Origin of the sequence: Methylobacterium sp., from assembly GCF_019750675.1 — a bacterium.
GTDB lineage: Bacteria > Pseudomonadota > Alphaproteobacteria > Rhizobiales > Beijerinckiaceae > Methylobacterium.
In genome coordinates this window covers 1-15,679 of sequence record NZ_JAIEOF010000148.1, presented here as the reverse complement: position 1 = coordinate 15,679, position 15,679 = coordinate 1, and the positions used below count along the sequence as shown (strand labels likewise).

Genomic DNA, 15,679 nt, shown 5'->3' with positions numbered 1-15,679 from the left:
TCTCGCCCGGCACCTACGTCCACCCGGCCGCCACCATCGAGGACATGTACCGGCCGGAGCGGTTCGGGCGCACGGGATTCGGCGCGATGTCGGTGAGCGCGAAGTAGGGCCGTGGAGACGGGTCGCCTGAACCCTCCCCCCTCTGCGGGGGAGGGTGCCTGCGAGGCAGGCGGACCGGGACAACGTCCCGCGAGAGGGGACGACCTCTCCGGAAACGTCGCTGCCCCTCTCCCGGTCGCTCCGCGACCACCCTTCCCCGCAGAGGGGGAAGGGCGTCTCGCAATCGTCGCAGGCTTCCTCCTCCTCCTGCTCCTCCCGCCCCTCGCCCTCTGGCGCTTCGTCGACGCCCTTCCGCCCCTCGATCTCACCCAGGCCGAACTCCGCTCCACCGTGGTGCTGGACCGGGAGGGACGCCTGCTGCGCCCCTTCGCCACCGCCGACGGGCGCTGGCGCCTGCCGGTGACGGGATCCCAGGTCGATCCGCGCTTCCTCGCCATGCTCACCGCGTACGAGGACCGGCGCTTCGCCACGCATCCCGGCATCGATCCGGCCGCGACGCTGCGGGCCGCATGGCAATGGCTCACGGCCGGGCGCATCGTCTCGGGGGGCTCGACCCTGTCGATGCAGGTGGCCCGCCTCGTGGAGCCCCGCGCCGAGCGCTCGCTGGCCGCCAAGCTCCGCCAGATGGTGCGGGCGGTGCAGTTGGAGCGGCGCCTCGGCAAGGACGGGGTGCGCGACCTCTACCTCGCGCTCGCCCCCTATGGCGGCCCCGTCGAGGGCCTGCGGGCGGCGAGTCTGGCCTATTTCGGGCGGGAACCCGCGCGGCTGTCCTTCGCCGAGAGCGCGCTCCTCGTCGCCCTGCCGCAGGCGCCCGAGGCCCGGCGGCCGGACCGCTTCCCGCACGCGGCCCGGCGCGCCCGCGACCGGGTCCTGGACATCGCGGCCCGGCAGGGCGTGATCACGCCCGCCGAGGCGGAAGCCGCCCGCGCCGAGCCGGTGCCGACGCTGCGAAAGCCCTTCCCGATGCTCGCCGCCCACGCGGCGGAGGCGGCGCGTGCCGCCGACCCGGCCGCGCAGATGGTCCGCCTCACCCTCGACGGCCGCCTGCAGGCGAGCCTCGAGACCCTCGCCGCCGAGCGCGCGGCCGCCCTGGGGCCGGGGATCTCGGCGGCGATCCTCGCGATCGACAACCGCACCGGCGCGGTCCTGGCCCAGGTCGGCAGCCCCGGCTACCTCGACGCGAGCCGTGCGGGTGCCATCGACATGACGGGCGCGATCCGCTCGCCGGGCTCCGCCCTCAAGCCGTTCATCTACGCGCTGGCCTTCGAGACGGGGCTGGCCCATCCCGAGACGCAGCTCGACGACCGGCCCGTGCGCTTTGCCGGCGCCTACGCCCCGGAGAACTTCGACCTCGGCTACCAGGGCACGGTGACGGCACGGCGCGCCCTCCAGCTTTCCCTGAACGTGCCGGCGGTGGATCTGCTGGAAGCGGTCGGCCCGGCCCGGTTCATCGCGCGCCTGCGGGCGGGCGGCGCCCGCGTCGATCTCCCCCGCGACACCGCGCCGGGCCTGCCGGTGGCCCTCGGCGGCCTCGGCATCACCCTCACCGACCTCGCCCGGCTGTTTTCGGGGTTGGCCCGGCAGGGATTGGTGCCGAACGTGGTGCGTCGCCTCGACGGGCCGCCCGCCGAGGCCCCCCCGGAGGCCCGCATCACGGAGGCCGTCGCCGCCTGGTACGTCGCCGACACCCTGCGCGGTGCGCCCCCGCCCGAGAACGCGCTCGCGGGCCGGATCGCCTACAAGACCGGCACCTCCTACGGTTACCGGGACGCCCTGGCGGTGGGGTTCGACCGGCGCGTCACGATCGCGGTCTGGGTCGGGCGGCCGGACGGCAACGCCGTGCCGGGCCTCGTCGGCCGGGTGGTCGCGGCGCCGATCCTGTTCGACGCCTTCGCCCGCTTCGGCGGCGAGCCCGACCCCGTGCCGATGCCGCGCGACGCCCTGGTGACGACCACGGCCGGCCTGCCGCCCCCCTTGCGCCACATCCGGCGGGACATCCCCAAGACCCTGTCGGCCGCCCTGGGCGGTGCCCTGAAGATCGCCTACCCGCCGGACGGCGCCCGCATCGACCTCGGCCTGTCGGAGCCCGAGCCGGCGCCGTCGGCGAGCCTCGCCCTGAAGGCCTTCGGCGGCGTGCCCCCGCTCACCTGGATGGTCGACGGCCTGCCGGTGGCGGGCGGCGCCCGGCGCCAATCGGCCTGGGCGCCGGAGGGGGCCGGGTTCGCCCGCATCTCGGTGATGGACGCCACGGGGGCCAGCGACAGCGTCGTGGTGCGCCTCGAGTGACACGTCATCCGCTTGATCAGAGCGGATGACGTATCAGCAAGCCCGCGCGGCGCTTGAGCGAAGCCCAAATCCGCCATCCCGAACGCGATCCCGCAGGGATCGCCGGAAGGGATCAAACGGATTTGGAATGAGCGATCCTCACCCGATCGCGAGCGCCCCGGCGGGCGCGACGTGCAGCACGTGCGGGCGCTCGGTCAGCACGTCCCAGATCCGCGCCTCGGCGTAGCGCAGGAGCACCGTGCCGTCCGGCCCCGGCCCGTGAAAGCACTGCTCCAGGGCGAGGATCAGGGTCGGGCGGGGCGGGTGCGGACCCGCCAGCGTGTCGATGGCCAGGGTGAGGGCGTCGACGGCGGCCTCGGGAAAGGTCTCGAAGCTCCGGACCAGCCCCTCGATCTCGCCGCCGTCGAGGAGGAGGAGGAGGCAGAGCCGGGGCACGTGGGTGGGGCAGGCCGAGACCGGCACGTCGCGCCGCAGGGTCAGGGCGAAGCGCGACGCGCCGTCCGCCGGGTAGGTCCAGCGCTGGGCCTCGCGCACGCCCTGGAGGGGCACCCAATCGGCCGGCTCGGCGGAGGAGGGGACCGCGATCCGCCCCTCCGCCCGGCCGTCCCTCCGGTAATGCAGCAGCGGGTTCACGCCGGCCACGCCGATATCGGGGTAGCGGGCGACGTACATCCGGGTGCTGAAGCCCGGGTTCGGATCGAGCCCGGCCTTGGCGCCCACGCGCAGGTAGTGGCGCACGGGGTCGAGGCGGGTCCGGCCGCTCTGGCGGAGATAGAAGGCGGTGTCGAAGTCGGGGGCGGGGTCGCGCGCCTCCGCCACCCCGCGCCGGACGTAGTGCAGGTAGGGGTCGACGCCCGAGCGCGCGACGTCCGGGTAGGTCGCCCGGTAATGGCCTTCGTCGAACAGCTTCGGCACACGGCCGAGGGTCAGGCGGCGATACAGGGCGGTGGCCGCGCGCACGGCGCGGAGGCGGAGCGGGTTCGTCATGCGAAAACCGGTGCCTCGCAGAGTCGGCGCAGGATCGCCCGGTAGGCGTCCGCGTCGCATTCGCGGCCGACCTGGTCGAGCCCCGCGCGCTGCACCCGCGCCCATTCGTCGGCATCCTCGTGGAGGTCCACGAGGCCCCGCGCGAATCCCTCCGGATCGTGCCAGTCCCGGATCCGGTAGCCGGTCCCGTCCGGCCAGCCCATCTGGCCGGCGAGGATCGGCGTCACCAGTCCGGGCAGGCCCCGCGTCACGGTCTCCAGCACCTTGTGCGGGAGGCCGGCGGCGTAGCGCGTCGGCGCCAGGGCGACCCGGGCCGCGTCCAGCGCCGGCCCCGGGTCGTCGACCCGGCCGAGCACGGTGACGCCGGGGCGGGACAGGCGCTCGGCGATGGAGGGCGCCACGGTGCCGACGATCGTGAGATGCGCGTCGGGCAGGGCCGCGCGCAGGCGCTCCCAGACATGGCCGAAGAACCAGTCGAGGGAATCGATGTTGGGCTCGCCCTCGCGGGCGAGCGAGCCGATGAAGACGAAGCCCCGCCGGGCCGAGAAGCCCGGCGCGTCGGCGTGCGGTGCCCGGACATCCGGCGCCTGGACGTGGCCGAGCACCACCGGGTCGGGGACGCCGGCCCGGCGCAGGAGCCGCGCATCGGCCTCCGAGACGCAGACGACGTGGTCGGCCACCGCCACCTGCCGGATCTCCTCCGCCGAGGCCCGGGCCAGGCCCGGCCCGGAGGCCGGGCGGCCGTTGAGGGCGTCGACCACGAATTCGCGCAGGGCAAAGAGGGATTCGGAATCGAACACCACGCGGCCGCGCCCGACGTCGCGGGGCGTCAGGTCCAGATCCCGCAGGACCTCGCAGACCATCCGGATATGGGGCGGCCGGCTGACCCAGAGCACGTCGTAGAAGCCGGCGCGTTCCGTGACGAGGCGGCGGAACCCCTCGCGGCCGCAGGGCTCGATCACCTCGATCCTGTCCGAGAGGTCGCGGTAGGTGGCCGCCGGCTCCTCGCGCTCGCCGTAGACCGAGCAGAGCGTCACCGCGTAGCCGAGCTCCGCCATGGCGTTGAGGATCGTGTTGGCGCGCGGAAGCCCGGCCCCGAGGTCCTGGTGCGGCGCCCGGTCGTCCACGTAGAGAATCCGCAGGGCGAAGGGCGCGTCGTCCCGGGGGGCGAAGCCGGAGCGCGGTGGTCCCTGCCCGAACAGCCAGGTCCCATGGCGCTCGCGGAAGCGCGCGCGGTTCCGGTCGAGCAGCGCCTCCACGTCGGAGCGCCGGACGCTGGTTGCGTTCTCCACGTGGATCGCGATGGCGCGCGGCTGGTAGACCACCCGACGGCCTGCCTGCTGGCAGCGCAGGCAGAGGTCCGTGTCCTCGAAATAGGCCGGCGCGAAACGGTCGTCGAAGCCGCCGAGTTCGGCGAACAGCCCGGCCTCGATCATCAGGACCGCACCCGAGACGTAGCCGACGTCGCGGGCATAGGACGCTTCTGGAGCGAAAGGATCGAGCCCGCCCCGCCCGTACGGGTGGGTCAGCTGCGGGTCGTCCTGGAAGCCGGCGCCGGCCTCCTGCAGGATGCCGCCGGGAAAAACGAGCCGCGCGCCCACGATGCCGACGTCGTCGGCCTGCGCGAACGCCGCCACCAGGGCGTCGAGGGCCCCCGGCATCAGGTCGACGTCGGGATTGAGGAACAGGAGGTAGCGTCCGCGCGCCTCGGCCGCGCCCTGGTTGCACGCCGGGCCGAAGCCGGCATTCTGGGCGTTCCGCAGAATGCGCGCGCCGTCGATCCGCCCGAACAGCGTGGCCGTCTCGGGGTCCGAGGCATTGTCGACCAGGATGACCTCGAAGCGCACGCCCGCGAAGGCCTGCTGGGCGGCGAGTTTCGTCAGGGTCCAGGCCAGGAGGTGGCGGGCCCCCCGCGACACCATCACCACGGAAATCGTCGGGGCCGATTCTGCGCGGAACGCGATGCGCACGTCGTTGAGGAACAGGGCGTTCCAGATCAGGGCCGCCTCGACCAGGGCCGCCTTGCGCCCCGAGGGGGCGTCGAGAATGTCGGGCGCGGCCATCATGGCGGGCTCTCCTGCGGAACGGGCGCCTCGGCCACGATCCGGATGCGGCCGACGAGGTCGTCGTGCAGGACCAGGATGGTCCCCGGCCCGGCGAGGGTCGTCGGAGTTCCCGCGAAGGTCACGGCGGCCGGTGCACGGGGCAGGCCGGGCCGCTGCGCCGCGTAGGCCAGGGCCGGCGCGGCGGTCAGGGGCGCGATCCGCTCCAGGGTGAGGGCGCGCGTCGGCGCCCCGATCAGGAAGGCGGCGTTCGGGTGCCGGCCAGCCACGAGGTGGCGCGGGAGCGACAGGGCGAGGATCGCGCCGCTGCCGGTGAGCCCGACGAGGCGCGCCTCGGCCTCCCAATCCGCCGCGATCCCGGACAGCTGCGTCGCGATCTCCGCGCGCAAGGCGGTGGGCAGGCGCGGGTCGCGCACCCATTCGGGCGCGAGGGCGAGGTCGAGGCCCGCGAGCCCGGCATCGGGCGCGGCCTCGGTGGAGCCGAACCCGGGTTTCGCGAACCAGCGTCGCCGGAGCGGGGAATAGGGCCCGGCGCCCGGCGGTGGACCGCGCTCCGTCGCCACGAGCCGGCCGCGCTCGGGATCGTCGGTCAGGTTCGAGCGCAGGGAGGTCTCGCGGGTCAGGGTGCCGCCCGCGAGGGTGACGGTTTCCCACGTCGCTTGGGCATCCGGGAGCCGGCCGGCGGACGAGGCGCCACGGGGCTCCCTCTCCTGGAAGGAGAGGGTTGGGGTGAGGTGTGGTGCATCTCCGGAGAGGTCACGCACCTCACCCTGTCCCTCTCCTTCCAGGAGAGGGGACCCGCGATGCCCGCGCGATGCAGGGATGCCGTCGTCTTCCGGGAAAGCGGAGTCGCTACGATCCAGCCGTCCGAGGCTGTCCTGTGCGAGCATTGCCAGCAGGTCCGCCTCCGCCGCCTCCGCGATCGCGTTGTAGCCGGCGAGCAGGTCGGCGCAGGCCCGGGTCAGCCGCGCGAGGGCCTCGGCATCCCTGACCAGCGCCAGGACCGCGTCCCGGACCTCCTCCGCCGTGCGGGCGCGATGGGCCGGCACGACCGGGTCGAAGCCCTCGAAGCCGAGCGCCGTGCCCACCACCGGCTTGCCGAAGGACAGCGCCTCCGCGACCTTCATCTTGAGGCCGCTGCCCATCAGCATCGGCGCGACCACGAGGTCGACCGCGTCGTAGAAATCTTCCAGCCGCGCCACGTAGCCGGCCAGCCGGATTCCCGGGCCGGTGGCCTGCCCGAGGCTGGCGCCGATCTCGCCCGCGATCACGAGTTCGGGCCGGTCCGGGGTCCAGCCCTCCGACCAGGCCGCGGCGAAGCGCCGGATCGAGAACAGGTTCGGGTCGTTGCCATGGCCGATGAAGCCGATGCGGGCGAGGCGCGCCGGGGTCGCGAAGGGGCGGTGCGCGGGAAAGCGCGGCGGCAGGAGGTGGACGCGGCGGTCGGTGATCGTGCGGAAGTAGGCCGCTTCCTCCGACTGGATCGCCAGGGCGATGTCGGCGCGGGCGAGGCCCGCCGCCTCGCCGGCCCGGTCGGTGTAGAAGAAGTTCGGCTCGGCCCGGAACGGGCGGTACTGGCGCTGCCGGTCGGCGAAGCGGTCGTGGGTGTCGACGAGCCGGAGCATCCCCGGCGGCGCGGCCGCGAGGGCCCGCGACAGGAACACGTAGTTCATCAGGATCGCGCGGGTCTCGGGGTAGGCCTGGCCGTACCAGGCCACGAAGTCGTCGAGCGCCTCGGGGCACCAATCGTCGATGGCAAAGCAGCGCGCGCGGGTGGTGAGCGGGATGGTGGCGCGGGGCTCGATCCGGAAGGTGTGCCGGAACAGACCGGCCGCCTCGGCCGCGTCGGTGGGGGGATGCTGGCCGAACCGGCGGTAGATCTGGTCCTCGTGCGCGTAATACGCCAGATCGACCGCGAATCCCCCGCGCTGGAGCGCCGTGCAGGTGGTGAGCAGCCGGCGGCGGTTGCCGGCGCTGGTGGGGAAGGCCGGCATCGGCGCCACCACGAGGATCGCGGGGGCGCTCACCGGCGGCCCCCGACCGGCAGGGCGGCGGCCGTGACGGTTCCGGCCCCGAGCAGAAGGGCGGCCTCGACGGGAGCGCCCCGCGGGGTGCCCCAGGCCGGCGCCAGGGTGAGGCTCGCCTCGGGGGCGGGCCCGAAGCGGAGGGTGGCCTGGGCGACGCGGGCGCAGCTCCAGGTCGTCCGGGCCCGGAACAGTAGGTAGTTCGGCACGCTCGCGCCACTCAGCGTCGCGGCGCCGTCGCCGTCGCCGTCGCGCGCCAGGGTGAGGCGCGGGGCGTTCGCCGGCACGGGGGCGTCCGCGACGGCGGGCGCCAGCAGGGTGAACAGCGTCGCCAGGGCGTCGAGGGTCTCCGGCGTCACCGCCGCCAGCACGGCGCCGCCGAGGGCCCCCCGCTCGGGGTGCGTCAGCTCGGCGACGGGACGCGGACGCGGACAGGCGATCGCCACGTCGCGAAAATGCGTCTCCAGGGTCAGGGCGCCGCCCTCGGCGAGGACGGCCTGCGCGTCGTGCAGGACGAGGAGCCCGGCGGGATCGGGCTCGGCTCCCCCGAAGCCGGTGAAGGCCCAGGTGAGCAGGCGCAATCCGGCCGGCGCGGTGATGCCGAGGGGGATCGGCAGGTCGGTGGTCACCGGGTAGCGGCAGACCAGCACGCCGTTGCCCGCCGCGAACAGGCGGCCTGCGCTCGGGTCTCGGCTGTCGGGAATGGCTGTCATGCGGCCTTGGGGTCGATTTCGCTTTGGACGTTTGCCCCGTGTCGGGTGGGGGCTCCCCTGCCGCCACGGGTAGGCGTGGGGGTGGTTGGGTGCCCCTCGTGATGCGGGAATCAGCGGAGCCGCCCCCGCCGCCAACGCCTCCCCACAAGGGGGAGGAGAACCGGTCGGCGCCGCGCAGAGGTGGCCGTGTGAGACCCGGCCTCAGCCCACCCGCTGCGCCCCGAAAGCCGCGAGGATGCGGGCCCAGGAGCGGGTGCCCTTGTGGAAGCTGTTCAGGTCGTACTTCTCGTTGGGCGAATGGATGCGGTCGTCGTCGAGGCCGAAGCCGATCAGGAGCGTGTTGCGATCCAGCAGCCGCTTGAAGTCGCCCACGATGGGGATCGAGCCGCCGGCGCCGATGGTCACGGCGGGCACGCCCCATTCCTCGGCGAGCGCCGCGCGCGCGGTCTCGAGTTCGGGCATGTCGAAGGGCAGGCTGATGGCGCGGCTGCCCTTGTAGCAGATCACCTCCACCGAGCAGTCAGCGGGGATGCGCTCGCGCACGAAGGCCTCGAAGGTGGTCGCCAGAACCTCCGGGTCCTGGTCGTCGACGAGGCGGAACGAGACCTTGGCGCTGGCCTGCCCGGCGATCACCGTCTTGGTGCCCTCGCCGGTATAGCCGCCGATGATGCCGTTGACGTCGCAGGCGGGGCGCGACTGGATCAGCTCGATGAGCATGCGGCCGCGCTCGCCGGCCGGCTCCGACAGGCCGATGGGCCCCAGGAACTTCTCCGCCGTGAAGTCGAGGCCGCGCCACTGTTCCAGCACCTCCGGCGGCGTCTCGCGCACGCCCTCGTAGAAGCCCGGCAGCGCCACCTTCCCGTCGGCGTCGTGCAGGTCGGCGATGATCTTCGACAGGACGTGGATCGGGTTGCGCGCCGCCCCCCCGAAGAAGCCCGAATGCAGGTCGCGGTCGGCGCAGGTCACCTTGACCTCGAAATAGGCCAGCCCCCGCAGGGAGGTGGTGATGGCGGGCGTCGCCGGGTTCCACATGCTGGTGTCGCAGACGAGCACGATGTCGGCGGACAGCTTGTCGCGGTTGGCCGCGACCCACTCGGGCAACCCTTGAGAGCCGTTCTCCTCGGCGCCCTCGATCAGGATGGTGACGCCGCAGGGCAACTCGCCCGCCATCGCCAGATGCGCCCGGCAGGCCTCGATGAAGGTCATCACCTGGCCCTTGTCGTCCGAGGCGCCGCGCCCGACGATCGTGGTCTTTCCGGCGGCGTCGGTGGCGAGGCGCGGCTCGAAGGGCGGGGTCTCCCAGAGGTTCAGCGGGTCCACCGGCTGCACGTCGTAGTGTCCGTAGAACAAGACGTGCGGGGTGCCGGGCTTGGGCGCATGGGCCAGCACCACCGGGTGCAGGGAGGTCTCGTGGATCCCGGTCTCGAAGCCGAGCGCCGTCAGGGTGCCGGCGAGCCAGGTGGCGGCATCGCGGCACTGGGGCGCGAAGGCCGGGTCGGTGGAGATCGAGGGGATGCGCAGGAAGGCGAAGAGCCGCTCCAGGGCGTTGTCGAGGTCGCGGTCGATGTCGTTGAGAACGGGAGCGAGCGCGGTCATCGGGCGTCCTTGAGCGAAGGCGAGCGGCGGCCCCCCCGGGTTAGCCCAAGGCGGCTTGGCCAAGCAACCTTGAGCAAACGACCCAAGGCCAACGACCCTGAACGACGGCCCGGCTCCTTCGCCCATCCGAAGGCGAAATCGGCCCGCGAAATGGCGCTCTCGTCGAACGTGAGCCCGGCATACCGATGCACGGCGGGAACACCGGCTTTTTGGAACTGTTATCGAGTGGATCGGACTGGGGCGGATGATTTTTCCCCGTGTCAGCCCGCGCGCGTTTCCTCGAAGACCAGCGACGTCGCACCTCTCGCGCCGCACAAGCCACGGATACCGCCATGCTCATCGAAAGCGGCTCCACCGATGCTGCGAACACCATCGGCATCACCCTGACGATCAACGGCGAGAGCCGGTCGCTTCAGGTCGCGCCCTGGACCACCCTGCTCGACCTCCTGCGCGAGGATCTCGACCTCACCGGCACCAAGAAGGGCTGCGACCACGGCCAGTGCGGCGCCTGCACGGTGCTGGTGAACGGCACCCGCATCAATTCCTGCCTGACGCTCGCGGTGATGAAGGACGGGGCCAGCATCACCACCGTCGAGGGACTTGCCGGCACCGAGGGACTTGCCGGCGCCGAGGGGCTGCACCCGCTCCAGGCCGCCTTCGTCGAGCACGACGCCTTCCAGTGCGGCTACTGCACGCCCGGCCAGCTCTGCTCGGCGGTCGGCATGCTCTCCGAGGGGCACGCCCACTCGCGGGACGAGATCCGCGAGGCGATGAGCGGCAACATCTGCCGCTGCGGCGCCTACACCAACATCGTCGACGCCATCGAAGACGTGATGCATGCGGGAGCCGCGAAATGAACCGCTTCGATTACGTCCGCCCCACCACCGTGGACGAAGCGGTGCGCGCGATCGCGTCCGGTGCGAACGCCCGCTTCATCGCCGGCGGCACCAACCTCGTCGACCTGATGAAGTACAACGTCGAGCGGCCCGAGCGCCTCGTCGACATCACCCGCCTGCCCCTCGACCGGATCGAGGAGCGCGACGGCGGCCTCAGCCTCGGCGCCCTGGTGACGAATTCCACGGTGGCCTACGACGACCGGGTCAAGGCGCGCTATCCGCTGCTGTCGAGCGCGATCCTGGCCGGCGCATCGGGCCAGCTGCGCAACGCCGCCACCACCGGCGGCAACTTGCTGCAGCGCACCCGCTGTTACTATTTCTATGACGACGCCACGCCCTGCAACAAGCGCGAGCCCGGGACCGGCTGCGCCGCCATCGGCGGGGTCAACCGCATCCACGCCATCTTCGGGACGAGTCCGTCCTGCATCGCCACCCACCCCTCCGACATGTGCGTGGCGCTGGCCGCCCTGGAGGCGACGGTCCGGGTCGCCGGTCCGGGCGGCGAGCGCGCCATCCCCTTCGCCGACTTCCACCGCCTGCCGGGTGACGCGCCCGAGCGCGACACCACTCTCGGGGCGGACGAGATCGTGCTCTCGGTCGATCTGCCCGACGCGGATTTCGGCACCCACCACACCTACCTGAAGCTGCGCGACCGCCTCTCCTACGCCTTCGCCCTGGTCTCGGTGGCCGCCGTGATGCGGCTCGACGGCGACACCATCGCGAGCGCGCGTTTCGCGCTGGGCGGGGTCGCCCACAAGCCGTGGCGCGATGCGCAGGCGGAAGCTTTCCTGGCCGGCAAGCCGGCCACCCAGGAGACCTTCGCCGCGGCCGCCAACATCGTGGTGGCCGAGGCACGACCCCAATCCGAGAACGGCTTCAAGATCGAGCTCGCGCGGCGCGCCATCATTCGCGGCCTGACCCAGGCCGCCGCCGGCACGCCTCAGTCTCAGTCCGACAAGCGCATCGCCTGAAGGAACCCCCATGGCCCACAGCATCAGCACTTCAGGCACCGACACCTATGTCGGCACCGCGCAGAGCCGCGTCGACGGCCCCGCCAAGGTCACCGGCCAGGCGAAGTATGCCGGCGAGTTCGCCGCCCCCGACCTGACCCACGGCTACGTGGTGTCGAGCGGTATCGCCCGCGGCCGCATCCTGTCCATCGACACCGCCGCCGCCAAGGCGGTGCCGGGGGTCCTCAAGGTCTTCACCCACGAAAACCGGCCGCGCACTGCCTGGCTCGACTACAATTACCAGGACCAGGTCGCGCCCCCCGGCTCGCCGTTCCGGCCGCTCTACGACGACAAGATCCATTACAGCGGCCAGCCCGTGGCCCTGGTGGTGGCGGAGAATTTCGGCACGGCGCGCTACGCCGCCTCGCTGGTGAAGCTCACCTACGAGGCCGATGCGCCGACGACCGATCTCCGGGCGCTGGAGGACGTGGCCTACGTGCCGCCCAAGAAACGCTCCGGCATCAAGCCGCCGCCGGCGCCCTGGGGCGATGCGGACGGCGCCTACCGGACCGCCCCGGTCCAGCTCACCAACCACTACCACATGGCCGTGGAGCACCATAACCCGATGGAGCCCCATGCCTCGACGGTGGTCTGGGAAGGTGACGGCAAGATCACCGTCTACGACAAGATCCAGGGCGTCTCGAACAGCCTCGGCTACATCACCGGCGTGTTCGGGATGAAGAAGGACGACGTCCACGTCCTGAATCCCTATCTCGGCGGCGGCTTCGGCTCCGGCTTGCGTCCGCAGTACCAGCTCTTCCTCGCCGTCATGGCCGCGCGGGAACTGGAGCGCTCGGTGCGGGTGACCCTGACCCGCGACCAGATGTTCACCTTCGGCTACCGGCCCGACGTGCGCCAGACCGTCGCCCTCGGGGCCGAGGCCGACGGCGCCTTGACCTCCATCCGGCACGAGGCGATCTCCGGCACCTCCGGCTTCGAGGATTACCAGGAGGTCGTGGTGAACTGGTCGGGCGTCCTCTACGACTGCCCGAACGTCGCCCTCGACTACCGGCTCGCCAAGATCGACACCTACACCCCTTCCGACATGCGGGCCCCCGGGGCTGTGACGGGGGTGTTCGCCCTCGAGGTGGCGATGGACGAGCTCGCCCATCAGACCGGGCAGGACCCGATCGACCTGCGCCTGCGGAACTACGCCGAGAAGGACCGCACCCAGGACAAGCCGTTCAGCTCCAAGTCCCTGCGGGCGGCCTATGCCGAGGGCGCCGAGCGCTTCGGCTGGTCGGCCCGCAACCCGGAGCCGCGCTCCATGCGGGACGGACGTGAACTCGTCGGCTGGGGCATGGCCACCGGCATCTGGGAATCGATGATGATGCAGTCGAGTGCCAAGGCGACCCTGACCGCCGACGGCAAGCTCGTGGTCGGCAACCAGACCGGCGACATCGGCACCGGCACCTACACCATCCTGACGCAGATCGCCGCCGACGCGCTCGGCCTGCCGATGACGGACGTGACGACGAAGCTCGGCGACTCGAAGCTCGCCGACGCGCCGATCGCGGGCGGCTCGTGGACGGCGGCCTCCTCCGGCACGGCGGTGATGCGGGCCTGCCACGACATCGCCGCCCAGGTCTTCACCCTGGCCCGCGGCCTCGACGATTCGCCGCTGGCCAACGTCGATTTCGCGCGCGCGGTGTTCAAGGAGGGGCGCATCTCGGTGGCGGGTGATCCGTCCCGCAGCATCGCCATCACGGAGGTGATGGAAAAGGGGGGCATGGACAAGATCGAGGCCACCGGCTCGGCCGGTCCGGATTCCGGCCACGCGCAGGACTTCGCCGGCTACACCCACTCGGCCGTCTTCGCCGAGGTGAAGGTCGACGAGGATCTCGGCGTGGTGCGCGTCACCCGCGTCGTCTCGGCGATCGCGGCGGGCAAGATCCTGAACACCAAGACCGCGCGCAGCCAGATCCTCGGCGGCGTGGTGATGGGCATCGGCTCGGCGCTGGAGGAGGAATCCATGCTCGACCACACCATCGGCCGGTTCATGAACCACAATCTCGGCGAGTACCACGTGCCGGTCCACGCCGACATCCACGACATCGAGGTGATCTTCGTGGACGAGGAGGACAAGGCCAACCCGATGGGCGTGAAGGGCCTGGGCGAGATCGGCATCGTCGGCACCGCGGCGGCGGTGGCCAACGCGGTGTTCCACGCCACCGGCAAGCGCATCCGCGAACTGCCGATCACCATCGACAAGATCATCGGCTGATCGACCACCCGTTCCGACTTCGCTCGAGCCGCGCGCCCCCAGGGTGCGCGGCTTCGTCGTGAAGGGGCGGCGGGTCAGCGCGTGGCGCGGCCGAACAGGCGCTCGGCGAAGCTCGGGCCGGCATCGCCCCGGCCCCCGGCGACCACGACGAGGCGGCGAACCTCGCCGCGCAGGTAGGCCTGGAGGAAGCGGTTGTAGTCCTTGAACACGACGCAGCCATTCGAGGCGCCGCTGGGGCCGAGCATGTAGGTGTGGGCCAGGATGCCGTCGCGGCCGTGGATCGCGGCGCTGCCGCCGACCGGGTTGAGGCGGATCGCCCGCACCCCGTGGAACAGGGCCTCGCGCTCGGTGAGGTCGTAGGTGCCGGGCGGCGTCGCGCCGCGCATGCGGCGGTGGACGTGGCGCGGGTTGTCCATGCTTTCGCCGAGCCCGGAATGCGCCTCCAGCCGCTCGCCGCTCGGCAGGGTCACGGTGCGCGCCGTGATGTCGTAGACGGCCGTCCCGGCGCTCACGCCGGGATTGCTCTCAAGCGCCCGGCGCGGACCCGGATCCACGCTGGGGTCGACGGCCGCGTAGGCGAGGGTGGTCCGGGGAGCCGGCGTTTCCGGCTCCGGGCGGGTGCCGAACACGGTGTCGAAGAACGAGCGCTCGGCCTCAGCCTCGGTCGCGGCGCGGGCGATCTGGGTGCGGCGTGCCGCGAGGTTGCGCAGGGCCGGAGCCGCCCGCAGGGCGAGCCGCGGCGGTTCGCTGGGCGCCGCGAGGCCGGCCGGGCGGGGAACGGGCAGGGGCGTGAGCTGGGCGACCCGCTCGGGTATCGCGGCCGGTGCGCGCGCCGGACGGGGAGCGGCCATCGCCAGGAGCGTGGCGGGGGCCGCCGGCGGGACCAGGGCGGCGGCGAGGGGGGCAGCGGTGAAGCCTGCGGCCTTCGATCCGTAGGCGGCGGCGCCGAGGGTCGGTGTCGGGTCGAGCATCCATGCATAGACGCTCGGGGCGGCCGCCACCGCCAGGGCGGGGCGTCCCGGCCCTGCCGGAACGGGGCTGTCCTGCGCGGGCAGGTGCGGGAAGGCGGCGCAGAAGAGCGCCACCGCAGAGCTCCGGAGAAGGACCCGACCCCGCGGCCGGCGATGGCGGCGGATGCGACGGCCGGACAGGGACACAGCGTCGTTCATGCGGGCGGTACTCGGATACGCAGTCCCCGCACGGGCACCGGTTCGGTCCCGCAAACCTCAAGAAAAGGTTAAGCGAGGGACGGATGACGGACAGTGCCTGTAAGGAGAACATCAACCTTGACTGACGCGATTCAGCCAGATCTTGGTTAATCCGATCTGAAGGACGGTGGGTGATCTCACGAAAAACCTTTTGCGCCCCGCAAGGATGCCGCCGCCGGCCGGAAATCGCATCGCGACGGCGCGAAAGGCATGGCCGCCCCTGTGGACCTCGGGGGTAAGCCGTCGCCACCCGGCGAAGGGCCTGGGCTTTCGGCCTAGTCTGGCGCACCGCATGCCTGGGAGCCCGGCATCAGGAGAGGGTCACGAAATGGGATTCCTCATCGTCTTCCTCGGGGCGGGCCTCGGCGGCATGGCCCGGCACGGGGTCGGGCTCTTCGCCCTGCGCTTCGGCACGGCCTTTCCGTACGGCACCATGGGCATCAACATCCTGGGCTCGCTCCTGATGGGCGTACTCGCCGGATGGTACGCCATGCGGGGCGGCAGCCAGCCCGTGCGGCTGTTCCTCGCCACCGGCCTGCTCGGCGGCTTCACCACCTTCTCGTCCTACGCCCTCGAAGGCATTCTCCTGCTGGAGCGGGGCGAGGTGGGTGC

At 72.4% G+C, this 15,679-nt stretch carries 11 protein-coding genes; 5 read left to right on the top strand and 6 right to left on the bottom strand.

What is annotated here, in order from left to right:
• Positions 1 to 111: 111 nt before the first annotated feature.
• Complete coding sequence (gene pbpC, locus K2X24_RS07765; RefSeq protein WP_292496440.1) at positions 112 to 2,346, top strand: penicillin-binding protein 1C; 2,235 nt, start codon at positions 112 to 114, stop codon at positions 2,344 to 2,346.
• A gap of 138 nt (positions 2,347 to 2,484) precedes the next feature.
• On the opposite strand, the gene K2X24_RS07760 is transcribed toward pbpC, so the two are convergent.
• From K2X24_RS07760 to K2X24_RS07740, 5 genes are all read right to left on the bottom strand, one after another.
• Positions 2,485 to 3,333 (bottom strand): hypothetical protein, encoded by an 849-nt coding sequence (locus K2X24_RS07760; RefSeq protein ID WP_292496438.1) that lies wholly within the window; start codon positions 3,331 to 3,333, stop codon positions 2,485 to 2,487.
• Positions 3,330 to 5,399, bottom strand: a complete 2,070-nt coding sequence (locus K2X24_RS07755) for a glycosyltransferase (protein ID WP_292496436.1) — start codon at positions 5,397 to 5,399, stop codon at positions 3,330 to 3,332. The genes K2X24_RS07760 and K2X24_RS07755 overlap by 4 nt, the downstream gene beginning before the upstream one ends.
• A complete protein-coding gene (locus tag K2X24_RS07750) occupies positions 5,396 to 7,423 on the bottom strand; it encodes a glycosyltransferase family 4 protein (protein WP_366934457.1) in 2,028 nt (675 codons plus the stop codon). Before K2X24_RS07750 ends, K2X24_RS07755 begins: the two co-directional genes overlap by 4 nt.
• Positions 7,420 to 8,133, bottom strand: a complete 714-nt coding sequence (locus tag K2X24_RS07745; protein WP_292496433.1) for a hypothetical protein — start codon at positions 8,131 to 8,133, stop codon at positions 7,420 to 7,422. Before K2X24_RS07745 ends, K2X24_RS07750 begins: the two co-directional genes overlap by 4 nt.
• A gap of 201 nt (positions 8,134 to 8,334) precedes the next feature.
• Complete coding sequence (locus K2X24_RS07740) at positions 8,335 to 9,729, bottom strand: M20/M25/M40 family metallo-hydrolase (protein WP_292496431.1); 1,395 nt, start codon at positions 9,727 to 9,729, stop codon at positions 8,335 to 8,337.
• Between the two features lie 332 nt (positions 9,730 to 10,061).
• Here K2X24_RS07740 and K2X24_RS07735 point away from each other — a divergent pair, with 332 nt between their 5' ends.
• From K2X24_RS07735 to K2X24_RS07725, 3 genes are read left to right on the top strand one after another with little or no spacing between them, the layout of a single operon-like run.
• Entirely contained in the window at positions 10,062 to 10,586 is a 525-nt protein-coding gene (locus K2X24_RS07735; protein ID WP_292496429.1) for a (2Fe-2S)-binding protein, read from the top strand.
• Entirely contained in the window at positions 10,583 to 11,596 is a 1,014-nt protein-coding gene (locus K2X24_RS07730) for a xanthine dehydrogenase family protein subunit M (RefSeq protein ID WP_292496426.1), read from the top strand. The genes K2X24_RS07735 and K2X24_RS07730 overlap by 4 nt, the downstream gene beginning before the upstream one ends.
• Positions 11,597 to 11,606: 10 nt before the next feature.
• Positions 11,607 to 13,859: a xanthine dehydrogenase family protein molybdopterin-binding subunit gene (locus tag K2X24_RS07725; RefSeq protein WP_292496423.1), complete on the top strand. Its 2,253-nt coding sequence runs from the start codon at positions 11,607 to 11,609 to the stop codon at positions 13,857 to 13,859.
• 74 nt (positions 13,860 to 13,933) lie between these two features.
• Here K2X24_RS07725 and K2X24_RS07720 read toward each other — a convergent pair whose 3' ends face one another.
• Positions 13,934 to 14,944 carry a DUF2778 domain-containing protein gene (locus K2X24_RS07720; RefSeq protein WP_292496421.1) on the bottom strand — a complete coding sequence of 337 codons (1,011 nt, stop codon included), beginning with the start codon at positions 14,942 to 14,944 and terminating at the stop codon, positions 13,934 to 13,936.
• Between the two features lie 451 nt (positions 14,945 to 15,395).
• On the opposite strand from K2X24_RS07720, the gene K2X24_RS07715 reads away from it, so the two are divergent.
• Positions 15,396 to 15,679, top strand: a 284-nt coding sequence (locus K2X24_RS07715; protein ID WP_292496418.1) for a CrcB family protein, incomplete at its 3' end; no start/stop codon positions are given.

Coding starts and splice junctions, on each gene's coding strand:
- K2X24_RS07760 (WP_292496438.1), bottom strand. CDS start 3,333: ATGACGAACCCGCTCCGCCTCCGCGCCGTGCGCGCGGCCACCGCCCTG.
- K2X24_RS07755 (WP_292496436.1), bottom strand. CDS start 5,399: ATGATGGCCGCGCCCGACATTCTCGACGCCCCCTCGGGGCGCAAGGCG.
- K2X24_RS07745 (WP_292496433.1), bottom strand. CDS start 8,133: ATGACAGCCATTCCCGACAGCCGAGACCCGAGCGCAGGCCGCCTGTTC.
- K2X24_RS07740 (WP_292496431.1), bottom strand. CDS start 9,729: ATGACCGCGCTCGCTCCCGTTCTCAACGACATCGACCGCGACCTCGAC.
- K2X24_RS07735 (WP_292496429.1), top strand. CDS start 10,062: ATGCTCATCGAAAGCGGCTCCACCGATGCTGCGAACACCATCGGCATC.
- K2X24_RS07730 (WP_292496426.1), top strand. CDS start 10,583: ATGAACCGCTTCGATTACGTCCGCCCCACCACCGTGGACGAAGCGGTG.
- K2X24_RS07725 (WP_292496423.1), top strand. CDS start 11,607: ATGGCCCACAGCATCAGCACTTCAGGCACCGACACCTATGTCGGCACC.